This window comes from Mediterranea massiliensis, from assembly GCF_900128475.1.
GTDB classification, from domain to species: domain Bacteria; phylum Bacteroidota; class Bacteroidia; order Bacteroidales; family Bacteroidaceae; genus Bacteroides; species Bacteroides massiliensis_E.
The window spans coordinates 343,956-355,614 of record NZ_LT635837.1 but is presented as its reverse complement, the minus strand read 5'-3'; the positions used below and the strand labels follow the sequence as shown (position 1 = coordinate 355,614).

Below are 11,659 nucleotides of genomic sequence, written 5' to 3'. Positions count from 1 at the left end.
NCGTAAAGGTCGGCCACACCCCGCCGTGTGAACGTACGGGTGCGGTCACCGTTGGCTATCACGCAGGAGTATCCTCCTGCGTGAAGCATGTCTATGAGTTCTTTCATGCTTGTTTTCCGGGGTTACAGCGTTCCTTGCTTGAGTTGTTCTACATAGCGGTCGATGCGGTGCAGCTCTTCGGGGATGTCGATGCTCTGCGGGCAGTGGGACACGCACTGGCGGCATCCGATGCAGTGGCTGGCCTGTCGCAGGCGGGGCACGCTGCGGTCATAGCCCACGAGGAAGGCGCGCCGTGCCTCGCGGTAGTTGGCGTGCTCCTGCGAGGTGGGCAGGTTGCCTTCGTTCACGCACTTGTTGTAGTGCACCAGTATGGCGGGAATGTCGATGCCGTAGGGGCAGGGCATGCAGTACTTGCAGTCGTTGCAGGGGATGGTGGGGTACTGCTTCATCAGGTCGGCCGTCTGTTGCAGGAACTCCAGGTCGTCTTCCGTGAGCGGCACCAGCGGCGAGTAGGTGCGCAGGTTGTCCTGCAGGTGCTCCATGTAGGTCATGCCGCTCAGTACGGTCAGCACGTCGGGGAACGAGCCGGCAAAGCGGAAGGCCCACGAGGCGACGCTCGCTTCAGGCCCGCGCTGCTTGAGGCGTGCCACGAGGTGCTCGGGCAGCTTGGACAGGCGTCCGCCCAGCAGCGGTTCCATGATGATGGCCGGTATGTGGCGCTTCTCCAGTTCGGCATACAGGTAGTCGGCGTTGACGTTGTTGCCCGAAGCATATTTCCAGTCGGCATAGTTCAGCTGGATCTGCACGAAGTCCCAGTGTACCTGGTCGTGCATGGCCAGCACTTCGTCGAACACTTCCTTCGTGCCGTGGAAGGAGAAGCCCAGGTTGCGGATGCGGCCGGCCTCACGTTCCTTCATCAGGAAATCGATCATGCCGTTCTCGATGTAGCGGGCGCGGAAGGTCTCGATGCCGCCGTTGCCGATGGAGTGGAGCAGGTAGTAGTCGATGTAGTCCACCTGCAGCTCCTTGAACGAGCGGTTGTACATGGCGATGGAATTCTCGCGCGTGTAGTTGGAGAAGTTGGACAGCTTGGTGGCCACGAAGAACTTCTCGCGCGGATGGCGTTTCAGGGCAATGCCTGTCGACCGTTCCGACCATCCCTGCACGTAGACGGGCGACGTGTCGTAGTAGTTCACACCGTGGGCCATGGCGTAGTCTATCAGTTCGTTTACGGCATCCTGGTCGATGACGTTGCCGCCCTTTTCGGGAGCGGGCAGGGTGGGCCAGCGCATGCAGCCGTAGCCCAGCAGGGATACTTTTTCTTTCGTTTTCGGGTTCTCGCGCAGGGTCATCTTGTCGGTGGGAACTTCTCCCTGTGCCTGCAGCGAGCCGGAGGCCGAGTCTTTCGGTCCGCATCCCGCCAATACCGCGGTTGTGGTGGCTGTGCTGATGCCCACAATCTTCAGGAACTCGCGGCGGGAGATATCGTTGGAATGATGTTGGTTATTCATAAGGAAGTTATAGTAGTTAAAGGAGTTATAGAAGTTATAGAGGGAGGGTAAGGAGGGGAAACGGATGACCTGCTCGTCCCTCACCGTTTACCGCTCTCAGATGATCCGGTGCCGTTCGTGTCCTTCTACATAGATGGCGCTGAAGGGGCGGGCCGGGCAGAGGTTCTCGCAGGCGCCGCAGCCGATGCAGCGTTCGGTGTCGACGGCCGGGAACTTGAGCGAGTCGGGATTGTTGGGGTCCGACGGTACCATGGTGATGGCACCCGTGGGGCAATGGCGGGCGCAGTTGCCGCACTCCACCTGGTCGGTCTTCACCACGCAGTTGCGCTTGATCCACACGGCGTGTCCTATCTGGATGGACGACTTGTCGGCCACGGTGATGGGCTTGATGGCTCCCGTGGGGCAGACTTCCGAACACTTGGTGCACTCGGGACGGCAGTAGCCGCGTTCGTACGAGGAGAAAGGCTGCATCAGCGTCATCAGTCCGGTCGAGGGGCGTAGCACTTCGTTGGGACATACCGACACGCAGAGCTGGCAGGCCGTACAATGCTGGGCAAAGTGGCGGGCGCCTTGGGCTCCCGGCGGCAGGATGGGAGTCTTTCGGTTGGGGATTTTCTTGTCTTCGATGGTGGCCAGTCCGCCGTCCACCTTCATCTCCTGGGCCTTCAGTACGGCAGCCGAGGCCGCCAGTGCCGTCGATGCCAGAAAGGCGCGGCGGGAGTTGCTTCCCTCAGCCTGCTGTCCGGCCGGTTCGGCCTTGACTTTGGCGGGATGGGCATAGTGCAGCGCCTGGTGCTTGCACTTGTCCAGGCAATCCATGCAGGCCACGCAGCGGCTGTAGTCTATCCGATGGTTCTTGATGTCGATGCACGAGGCTTTGCAGTTGCGTGCGCAGAGGTTGCAGTTGACGCATTTGTCGGTATCGATGACCGGCTTCAGGTAAGCATATTTCGACAGGAAGCCCAGCACGGTACCTACGGGGCAGATGGTGTTGCAGTACGTGCGTCCGCCGCGCCAGGCCAGTACGATGAGTACCACCAGCGTGACGGCGGCGATGACGAAGGTGGGCAGGCTCTTCAGCCAGACGGTAGTGTCATAGAATGCATAGCTGTCGGCCCGCTCGGCCAGGTAGGCCAGCAAGTTGTTTCCCCACTGGTAGATGGGGGCGAACAGGTTGTTTGCGATGCGTCCGTACGAACTGTAGGGGGCCAGCAGGGCCACAAACGAGTGTACGCCTGCCACCAGTGTGACGACGAACACGCCCAGCACGCCGTAACGCAGCCAAGACAGGGCAGGCGAATAGCGGTAGCGGTTCTTCTTGCTCTTCTTCGAGAACCAGGCAATGATGTCCTGGAAGACGCCCAGCGGGCAGATGACGGAACAATAGACGCGTCCCAGCAGCAGGGTGAGAATCACCAGTGCCAGTACCACTCCCACGTTGAGCGCCAGCACGGCAGGGAGGAATTGAATTTTGGCCATCCAGCCGAACCATGCGTGCAGCGTCCCCGTGAAGTCAAGGAACAGCAGGGTGATCAGCGTAAAAAATACGATGGCCAGGGTCAGTCTGATTTTACGTAACATAATAAGGAAGCCTGTTTTAATTAAGGGTAAAATTGTCGTGTATCATTTTTCGAGTGATACGCTGCAAAAATAAGAAGAATTTTGGATAACGGCTATACCCGAATTACGGATATTTGCCGTTTCCCGTTTTTTTCGGGCAAAGTGTCGGACGGAGACGCTTGAAGGGGATGCGCATGATGAGGCTCTGATGCAGTGCTTCGTGAGGTTCTGACGAAGTGCTTCATGAGGGTCCGACGAAGTGCTTCGTCAGGTGGTCATGCAGTGCTTCCTTAGGGGGTGACGAAGCACTGCATGAGAGGGTCACGAAGCACTTCGTCGCGGCGGGTCGGTGTGGGAGCATTTTTCGCCCCGTCAGGAAGCCTGTCATTGCATGGCCGAAGCGTCGAACGAGAGGGGGAGCAGGTCGCCCACCTTCTTCACCTCGTAGATGCCCTTGCGACCGTAGAGCAGGATGCGCATGGGCTGCCGGTAGCGTACCTCCGTTTCGAGCATCACCTGGCGGCAGGCACCGCACGGCGGGATGGGGTCGTCCAGAAATTCGCCCTGTTCGTTGCGGGCGGCGATGGCCAGTGTCGTCACGGCCTGGTCGGGGTAGCGCGAGTTGGCGTAGAACAGGGTGGTACGTTCGGCGCAGAGTCCCGACGGATAGGCGGCGTTTTCCTGGTTGCTGCCGCAGACAACGGTGTTGTCCGCCAGCCGGGCGGCGGCTCCTACCGAGAAGTGGGAGTAGGGGGCATAGCTGCGGTGCGTGGCTTCGCGGGCGGCGTCTATCAGTTCGCGGTCGGCAGCATCCAGTTCTTCGTATGTATAGATGCGGATGCCGATGTGGAGGTTCAGTTCTTTCATGAGGTCTGGTTTCTGTAATTAATGTTACAAAGATAGGGAAGTGATTGGAATTTTCAATTCTTTTGCAGATTTTTGTGCCCGAATCAATGATAACGACATGAAATATACGTCCCGACTGCTGGTCATTATGGCCTTTCTGATGCTGCTTCTGCCTGCCCATGCACAGCGCAGGAACTCCCGTTACAACGAATACATCAAGCAATATGCCCCCATTGCGGTGGAGCAGATGAAGCTGCACAAGATACCTGCCAGCATCACGCTGGCCCAGGGATTGCTCGAAAGCGGTGCCGGGCAGAGCCAGCTGGCCCGCAAGAGCAACAATCACTTCGGCATCAAGTGTCACAACACCTGGAAAGGACGCCGTGTCTATCACGACGACGACGCCAGGGGCGAATGTTTCCGTGCCTATCGCAATCCGCGCGACTCCTACGAGGACCACTCCAAATTCCTGAAGAGCGGTGCGCGCTATGCTTTCCTGTTCAAGCTGAAGATTACCGACTACAAGGGCTGGGCCCGCGGATTGAAGAAAGCCGGCTATGCCACCGACCCTTCGTATGCCAACCGACTGATAACGATTATCGAGGATTACGAACTGTATAAGTACGACAACGAGGGAATGGGCCGTCGCGAGGCCCGCAAGTGGGAGAAAGAACTCAAGAAGAAACCGTGGTTGCTCCATCCCCACCAGGTATATATAGCCAACGGGCTGGCCTATGTCGTGGCCCGTGACGGCGACAGCTTCGAACTGCTGGGCGGAGAGTTCGGCATCAGTTGGAAGAAGCTGGTCAGCTACAATGACCTGCACCGTGAGTACACCCTCGAGGCGGGCGACATCATCTATCTGAAGAAGAAGAACAAGAAGGCGCAGAAGCCCTACACCGTCCACATCGTGCGCGATGGCGACTCCATGCACAGCATCTCGCAGAAGTACGGCATCCGCCTGAAGAACCTCTACAAGATGAACCGCAAGGACATGGAAGAATATGTGCCCGAGGTAGGCGACCGCCTGCGGCTGCGGTAAGACTTATTATAAATAAGGTTTGATTTTTCGGATTTATGCTATCTTTGGATAAGACAGGATGTGGCTCGGGAGAATCAAATTGAAATTTTCATTTTCATTTGCTTCTCCTCTCGCCTTTCGCTATCTTTGCAAGTAGATTAAGCATTGCTTCTATGATGAATTTCGACCAATTGAACTTTGTGACCTTTTGTGTAGGCAGTCTGGCCGATGCGCTGAAAATGAGTGCAGGGAGTGTTTACGGACTGTTGCGTTCATCGGGTATACTGACGGGATACCTGCTCCCGGGATATGACGTATTGCATACCTTCAGTAAGGAATATCTTGTGGAAGACTTGATTTCATATATGAAAGAGAAAGGGGTGTTGGTATGAAGCTGTATCATGCATCTTCTCTGGTTATAGAGCATCCGGACGTATATCATTCACGAGAGTATCTGGATTTCGGCAAAGGCTTTTATCTGACGTCTATGTATAGTCAGGCTGAGAAATATGCGCAGCGTTTTCTGCTCAGAGGCAAGCGGGCTTTTGTCAATGAATATTGGTTGGACGATGATTTGACCGACTGCCGGGTGAAAGTCTTTGCGAGATACGATGAAGAATGGTTGGATTATGTAGGGAAATGTCGTAAAGGAATGTGTGAGGCAGCTTATGACATCGTTGAAGGTGGAATAGCCAATGATAAGGTATTCAATACGATAGATTTATATTTTTCCGGAACAATGAGTAAAGATGATGCGTTGGGCCGGCTTGCTTTTGAGCATCCGAACCATCAGTTATGTATCTTGAATCAGAATGTCCTGGGGCGGCATCTGCACTTTGTGGATGCCAAAGAAGTGAAATTGGGAGGAGTGGAAGATGCAGGCTGATAAAACCATTTTACAGATGAAGTACGCGCGTATTGTACGCTTGTTTGCCGATAAACTGCACCTGTCATACGAAGATGCGCTCGGATTCTTTTATGATTCCGAGACGTATAGACTGATCAGTAATGGAGTGGCGGATATGCATTGCCTGAGTGATGAATACCTTGCCGATGAATTGCTTATGGAATGGAATGAGCAGCGAAGGAACTCGGAAAGCAATGGCTGCCGGGATATACATTTTGATAACTGAAGTCAAGAACTCTTTCCATCGTTTCGCCTCATCTGCATGGGCGACATTCCCGTCTGTTTCCGGAAGAAGGTGCCGAAGTAGGAAGCGTTGGGGAAGTTCAGTTCCTCGGATATTTCGAGCACGGTCTTCTGCGTGTTCTTCAGCAGCGAGATGGCTTCGCGGACGATGGCCTTGAATACCAGTTCCTGCACCGTATAGCCGCTGACCGACTTCGACAGATTGGACAGATACTTGGGCGAGAGGCATAGCTTGTCGGCATAGAACTCCACACCGCGCTGGCTGCGGAAGTTCTGTTCGATGAGGCCGATGAGGCGGATAAAGGTCTCGTCCTTATGTCCCACGCTGTCGCGGCGGTTCACCAGCTTCCGGCTGTAGATGCCGCAGAGGCGGTAGGTCAGTCCGATGAGCAGTAGCTTCTGTTCGAACGAGTTGAACAGTTCCTTCCCGTGTTTCAGGGTGTCGTCCAGCAGGGCGATGTATCTCAGCAGTTCTTCTTCCTCGTCCGTGTGCCACACGTAGCAGGTCTCGGCCGTCAGTTCGGTATAAGGATACATGGACAGGGCCAGGTTGCCCATGATGTCGCGTATCGGTTCGATGCGGTAGACAAAAATGTGCACCTCTACAGCTGACGGGCTTCCCAGAACCTGGAAGACCGCGTTTTCGGGGATGAACAGCGTCTGCCCCTCGCGGGCGTCAAACTCCCGGTTGTTCAGACTGAAACGGAATTCTCCTTTGCGGCAGAGCAGGAGGCCCAGTCCGCATACACGATAGGGATTGTACAGGGAGGAAGGGAAAGACGTCAGGATTCCTTCCGAACTGCAGATGGCATCATGGGCACGCAGGGACTCTTCGAGTCTTTTCAGGCGTTCTTCTTCGTTCATGGGGCGGATGACTTTGGGTTTCATGGGTTAATGGGTGGCTAAGTTAATGAAATATTTGGTATTCACCACAGAGGACACAGCGTTTCACGGAGTTTTTTTATTTTTACCACAGATTACTCAGATTGACACGGATTATATATCACAACTCATCTGCGTCAATCCGTGTAATCTGTGGTGCATCTTAAGATATCCCTCTGTGTTACTCTGTGTCCTCTGTGGTGACTAATCTCTTGCGATAGGGTATCAGCAGTACGAACAGGGCGCAGCCCAGGCAGGCATAGAGCGTCCAGCCGGACATCTCTTTGACCGATGCCAGCGTAGCCTGTACCTGCACCTTGCCTTTGGCAGAGAGGGCGGCCATCTGTTCGGCCTCCAGGCGGCTCTTGCCCTGGTACATCATACCTTGGACGGTGCCCGTGTAGCTGGCGGCCGTTTCGGGAGAGAGCAGGTCTGTGTCGTGCGCCAGACGGGTGATGTAGTGCTGCTGGCGGTGCTGCATCACGTTGGTGTAGAGGGCCGTGCCGATGGCGGGCCCCAGCATCATGCGTACGGTGAGCATGATGCAGATCCACGTGGACAGGTAGCGGTAGGGCATGCGCTGGTTGGCCAGTACGGCGGTGAGCGAGTAGAGCAGCATCATGCCCGTGGCACGGATGATGACGGGGTACTTCATGCGCTCGTACAGGCCGGCAGTCTGCACCTCGAAGTACATGAACAGGGCCGACAGACCGATGAAGACAAAGCCCAGGGCGAAGAGATACTTCAGGTGTACGCCCCGCTTGCCCAGTGCGATGGCTATGACGGCTCCGATGAAGTAGCCCAGGATGGCCCAGTTGTTCAGTGCGGCGTTCTGCCAGTTGTCTATCTTCATGCCCACACCGGTAAACACGTTGACAAACAGGGCGCTGGAGTTCAGCACCATCAGCAGCAGGAAGAGGATGATGCCCAGGTTGATGGTGCGCAGGCGGAACACGTCCATCAGGAAGTAGGGCGAGCGGTGCGTGGCCTCCATATAGACGAACAGGCCGATGAACAGGAGGGCGGCCGCCGTGGCCCAGCGGATGGTGGGGTCGTCGTACCAGTCGAGCACCTTGCCATAGACCAGCACATAGACCACCGACGTGCACATGGCACAGAAGATGACCACGCTGCCGAACTTGCGGAAGTTGATGGGAAAGCGGCGGCCTGGATAGCGGTGGTAGGGCATGGTGACGAAGATGACGAGGACGGCAACCAGCGTGGTGGCCATCATGTAGTAATAGACGTACTGCCATTCGTACTCGTAGGCCAGCCAGGCGGTGAGCGAGGTTCCTATCTGCCCCAGTATCATGAAGAACAGGTAGATGGTGGGCATGCTGACGCTCTTCTCGCTGTCCAGTCGGTCCCATCCTTCGGCATCGCGGGGCTCGTTGCCGGGCGTGATGTTGCGCGTGGCCTCCATGCCGAAGGCGTACTTGATGAGGGTAAAGAGGTTCACCATCATCAGCACCATGCGCAGGAAGCCCATGACGAGGCTGCACAGGGCCAGGAGGAAGATGCTGTCGGTCTTGGCGCACACGTAGCTCAGGGCGTACATCACGGCAAACCCGCCGAGGCACATCATCTTCTCGCGGCGGATGCACACCAGTTCGTAGAAGAAGGGCGAGAAGGCGGCCATGCCGATGGAGGTGAGGAAGCCGACAAACTGGATGTGCTCCGACTGGATGCCCAGTCCGCTCATCATCTCGCCGCTGTTGGCAGTATAGACGCCGCCCACGGTGAGGATGGGGATGAAGAGCAGCACCAGTATCAGGATGCCCAGCGGTTTGGGTACCCAGTTGTAGAACGGATAGTTTTTGGGATAGGAAGCCATAGGGAAAATGAAAAATGATGAATAAAGAATTTTGGGAAAATGAAGAATCATTTTATGGTTCGTACCACCACCATCATGCCGGCAGCCAGGCGTTCGTTGTCCTCGCGGCTCAGATCGTCGAAGTCGATGCGCACGGGGATGCGCTGCTGTATCTTCACGAAGTTGCCGGCCGAGTTGTCCGTAGGTACGAGCGAGTACTTGGAACCGGTGGCGCCCGAGATGGCTGTGATGCGTCCCGTGAATTCCCTGTCCTTGATGGCGTCTATGCTGATGCGTACCTGCTGGCCGATGGCAAGATTTTCGACCTGCGTTTCCTTGTAGTTGGCCACAATCCATTTCTGTGTGTCGGGCAGGATGTAGGTGATGGTCTGTCCGGCACCGATGAACTGTCCTTCTTCCAGGGCACGGCGTCCCAGCTTGCCGTCGCAGGGGGCAGTCACCACGCAGTACGACAGGTTGAGGCGGGCCATGTCGAGGGCGGCCTGTGCGCGCTGGATGGAGGCTTCGATGTTCTGCCGGCGTTGCGACACTTCGTTCACACCCGAGCGGGCAGCCTTCTGCTGGCGTTTCAGGGCATCGAGCTTTTTGCAGGTGGCTTCGTATTCGGTTTCAATCTGTTCCAGCTGGATGGGGGTGGCGGCGTTCCGCTTCAGCAGATTGGTGTAGCGTTGGCGGTCTTTCTCCAGCTTGGCCAGGCGGATCTCGACTTCGGCGATGGAGGCTTCGAATACCGAAGCATTGTTCTGGGTGGTCTGCAGGGTGGCATCCATGACGGTGGCACCGGCCATGGCATCCTTCAGGGCGGCTTCGGCCTCCATCACGCGGATGCGGTATTCGCGGTCGTCGAGTACCAGCAGGGTGTCGCCCTTGTGTACGTTCTGATGTTCGGTGAAGCAGATTTTCTGGATATAGCCCGAAGCCCGCAGGTTGACGGGCGAAATATACTGTTCCACCTGGGCGTCGTTGCTGGTCTCGGTGTTCTTGTAGTCCAGGAAGAGGAGAGCTGCCTGCACCACTCCCCAGACGAGGACGGCGATGCCCAGCAGGCTGGCTATACGTTGGCGGCGGCGCATCTTGCGCAGTTTCTTGGCTTGTTCTTGTAAGGTGTTATTTGTTTCCATAACTGTTTATATTTATTAGAAGGTGATATTGATTATTTCAGTAAACTTTCCGTTTGTCCCGTCAGTTTCAGTAGGGCCAGGTTGGTGACGCGGTAGTTGTAGTGGGCATTGATGTAGTTGTTCTGTGCCTCGCTCATGCGCATCTCGTCCTGCAGGACCTCCGTCATCGAGGCGATGCCTTCGCGGTAGCGGTCCGTGGTCACTTCGTAGACGTCCTCGGCCAGCTGGTAGTTATCTTTCTGTTTCAGGAAAGTACGTTGGTTGTTCATCAGGTCGTTCGTGGCGTTCAGGTACTGCGTCTCGAGGTTCTTCTGCATGTTCTCCTGGTTCAGGCGGATGTTCTCAATGTCAATCTTTGCTTTCCGCAGTTTTGAGCGTTTGTCCAGTCCGTCGAAGAGAGGGATGCGCAGCGTCAGGCCGATGCCGTTGGAGTTGTACCAGTGGTTGGAGGGTCCGGAGTGGAACCAGTTCCGGGCCTTGTCCGTGTAGGCCGAGTACATCCAGTTGGCGGTCAGGCTGAGCGAGGGCAGATAGCCCTGGCTGATCATCCGTTTCTGCCGTTCGGCCAGCTCGCCCTGCGATTGCAGCAGTTGCAGTTCGTACTGGTTGGTGTCCAGTCCGGTCAGTTCGACGGTCTGGATGTTTTCGGTGTCTACAGGTTCCAGGGCGATGTCGGCGTCGGCCGGATAGTCCATGACATACTTCAGCAGGTTGAGCTGCTGGGTCAGCATGGCCTGGGCGTTGTCGTATTGCACCTGCATGTTCTCCAGGTTGATGTTGACGCGCTTCAGGTCCACTTCCATCGCCATGCCGTTGTCGTAGAAGGCCTGGGTGATGTCGCGCAGTTCGCGCAGGCGGTCGATGTTCTCGCGGACGATGCCGATCTGTTCGGCGGTACTTTGTCCCAAGTAGTACATCTTGGCTATCTGCAGGATGAGGTCTTCGCGGGCCTTTTCATAGGTGAGGCGGTTGATGTTGTCCAGCGTGCGGGCAATGTCCACTGCCGTGTAGGCTGTCTGGTTGTAGAGCGGCATCTGGAGCTGCAGGCCTGCGCTGGCGTTGTATTGCAGGGTCTTCGTCACGTTGTATGGGTTGCCGTAGGCCGAGCCGTCGGTCACCGATACCGGTGGGTTGAAGTTGTCGTTGAAAGAGGCTACGGCATTGATTTGCGGCAACAGCTTGGCGCGGTTCTCGCTGATGGCATGCTTGCCTTTGCGTACTTCGTTCTGTTGGGCCTGCAGGCCGAGGTTGTTTTCGATGCCTGTCTTCAGGCACTGGCTCAGCGAAAGCACTTCCTGTGCTCCTGCGCTGCCCATCAACAGACAGGCGAATGTGAATGTGAACAATTTCTTTATCATAGCTTTCTTTTGTTATTTGCCGCAAAGATAGAGGGTTGTTGCGGAACGGTGCTGTCTACATTTCTTCGACTGATGTTCATTTTTTCGCTTTTGTTCATATTTTCCTGTATTTTCTCTGTAAGAAGGGGAAATGAAGGACTGGAAACGTGCTTTCTGTAGCATTCCTTTGCCGGATGTGTCCGGCTTCGATTATCCGAAAATGTACACAGTGTCCGATATCGGACACTCCTTGTTTTGCTCTTTCCATTGATTATAAACGATTTGCATTTTTGGCACGGATTTCGCATATAGATAAGGTGAAGTTCGTTCGGGTGTCCGTTTTCAGCACGGAGATGCGGCGGGTGAAGAAGTGAAGAAAATATAAACATTAAGAACA

The 11,659-nt window shown here is 55.7% G+C and carries 11 protein-coding genes and 1 pseudogene; 4 read left to right on the top strand and 8 right to left on the bottom strand.

Annotation, left to right across the window (positions count from 1 at the left end; translation table 11 throughout):
- Positions 1 to 2 precede the first annotated feature (2 nt).
- From BQ7483_RS18050 to cdd, 4 genes and pseudogenes are all read right to left on the bottom strand, one after another.
- A pseudogene (locus BQ7483_RS18050) lies at positions 3 to 107 on the bottom strand (DUF1893 domain-containing protein); the annotation flags it as partial.
- A 15-nt stretch (positions 108 to 122) separates the two neighbouring features.
- Complete coding sequence (locus tag BQ7483_RS09350) at positions 123 to 1,511, bottom strand: aldo/keto reductase (protein WP_072545704.1); 1,389 nt, start codon at positions 1,509 to 1,511, stop codon at positions 123 to 125.
- 96 nt (positions 1,512 to 1,607) lie between these two features.
- Complete coding sequence (locus tag BQ7483_RS09345; RefSeq protein WP_022019461.1) at positions 1,608 to 3,092, bottom strand: 4Fe-4S binding protein; 1,485 nt, start codon at positions 3,090 to 3,092, stop codon at positions 1,608 to 1,610.
- Positions 3,093 to 3,455: 363 nt separating this feature from the next.
- Entirely contained in the window at positions 3,456 to 3,938 is a 483-nt protein-coding gene (gene cdd, locus BQ7483_RS09340) for a cytidine deaminase (RefSeq protein ID WP_022019462.1), read from the bottom strand.
- A 97-nt stretch (positions 3,939 to 4,035) separates the two neighbouring features.
- On the opposite strand from cdd, the gene BQ7483_RS09335 reads away from it, so the two are divergent.
- From BQ7483_RS09335 to BQ7483_RS09320, 4 genes are all read left to right on the top strand, one after another.
- Positions 4,036 to 4,959 carry a glucosaminidase domain-containing protein gene (locus BQ7483_RS09335; RefSeq protein ID WP_022019463.1) on the top strand — a complete coding sequence of 308 codons (924 nt, stop codon included), beginning with the start codon at positions 4,036 to 4,038 and terminating at the stop codon, positions 4,957 to 4,959.
- Positions 4,960 to 5,111: 152 nt separating this feature from the next.
- Complete coding sequence (locus BQ7483_RS09330) at positions 5,112 to 5,330, top strand: DUF3791 domain-containing protein (protein ID WP_022019464.1); 219 nt, start codon at positions 5,112 to 5,114, stop codon at positions 5,328 to 5,330.
- Positions 5,327 to 5,824, top strand: a complete 498-nt coding sequence (locus BQ7483_RS09325) for a DUF3990 domain-containing protein (protein WP_022019465.1) — start codon at positions 5,327 to 5,329, stop codon at positions 5,822 to 5,824. The genes BQ7483_RS09330 and BQ7483_RS09325 overlap by 4 nt, the downstream gene beginning before the upstream one ends.
- A gap of 16 nt (positions 5,825 to 5,840) precedes the next feature.
- Complete coding sequence (locus BQ7483_RS09320; RefSeq protein WP_022019466.1) at positions 5,841 to 6,071, top strand: DUF3791 domain-containing protein; 231 nt, start codon at positions 5,841 to 5,843, stop codon at positions 6,069 to 6,071.
- 2 nt (positions 6,072 to 6,073) lie between these two features.
- Here the strand turns inward: BQ7483_RS09320 and BQ7483_RS09315 are convergent, their stop codons facing one another.
- The 4 genes from BQ7483_RS09315 to BQ7483_RS09300 all read right to left on the bottom strand — a co-directional run bounded on the left by BQ7483_RS09315 (position 6,074) and on the right by BQ7483_RS09300 (position 11,283).
- Entirely contained in the window at positions 6,074 to 6,976 is a 903-nt protein-coding gene (locus BQ7483_RS09315) for a helix-turn-helix domain-containing protein (protein ID WP_022019467.1), read from the bottom strand.
- Positions 6,977 to 7,151: 175 nt separating this feature from the next.
- Complete coding sequence (locus BQ7483_RS09310; protein WP_072545702.1) at positions 7,152 to 8,804, bottom strand: MFS transporter; 1,653 nt, start codon at positions 8,802 to 8,804, stop codon at positions 7,152 to 7,154.
- 47 nt (positions 8,805 to 8,851) lie between these two features.
- Positions 8,852 to 9,925 (bottom strand): HlyD family secretion protein, encoded by a 1,074-nt coding sequence (locus tag BQ7483_RS09305; protein ID WP_072545701.1) that lies wholly within the window; start codon positions 9,923 to 9,925, stop codon positions 8,852 to 8,854.
- Between the two features lie 32 nt (positions 9,926 to 9,957).
- Positions 9,958 to 11,283 (bottom strand): TolC family protein, encoded by a 1,326-nt coding sequence (locus BQ7483_RS09300; protein WP_072545700.1) that lies wholly within the window; start codon positions 11,281 to 11,283, stop codon positions 9,958 to 9,960.
- Positions 11,284 to 11,659: the final 376 nt, after the last annotated feature.

Coding starts and splice junctions, on each gene's coding strand:
- BQ7483_RS09350 (WP_072545704.1), bottom strand. CDS start 1,511: ATGAATAACCAACATCATTCCAACGATATCTCCCGCCGCGAGTTCCTG.
- BQ7483_RS09345 (WP_022019461.1), bottom strand. CDS start 3,092: ATGTTACGTAAAATCAGACTGACCCTGGCCATCGTATTTTTTACGCTG.
- cdd (WP_022019462.1), bottom strand. CDS start 3,938: ATGAAAGAACTGAACCTCCACATCGGCATCCGCATCTATACATACGAA.
- BQ7483_RS09335 (WP_022019463.1), top strand. CDS start 4,036: ATGAAATATACGTCCCGACTGCTGGTCATTATGGCCTTTCTGATGCTG.
- BQ7483_RS09330 (WP_022019464.1), top strand. CDS start 5,112: ATGATGAATTTCGACCAATTGAACTTTGTGACCTTTTGTGTAGGCAGT.
- BQ7483_RS09325 (WP_022019465.1), top strand. CDS start 5,327: ATGAAGCTGTATCATGCATCTTCTCTGGTTATAGAGCATCCGGACGTA.
- BQ7483_RS09320 (WP_022019466.1), top strand. CDS start 5,841: ATGAAGTACGCGCGTATTGTACGCTTGTTTGCCGATAAACTGCACCTG.
- BQ7483_RS09315 (WP_022019467.1), bottom strand. CDS start 6,976: ATGAAACCCAAAGTCATCCGCCCCATGAACGAAGAAGAACGCCTGAAA.
- BQ7483_RS09310 (WP_072545702.1), bottom strand. CDS start 8,804: ATGGCTTCCTATCCCAAAAACTATCCGTTCTACAACTGGGTACCCAAA.
- BQ7483_RS09305 (WP_072545701.1), bottom strand. CDS start 9,925: ATGGAAACAAATAACACCTTACAAGAACAAGCCAAGAAACTGCGCAAG.
- BQ7483_RS09300 (WP_072545700.1), bottom strand. CDS start 11,283: ATGATAAAGAAATTGTTCACATTCACATTCGCCTGTCTGTTGATGGGC.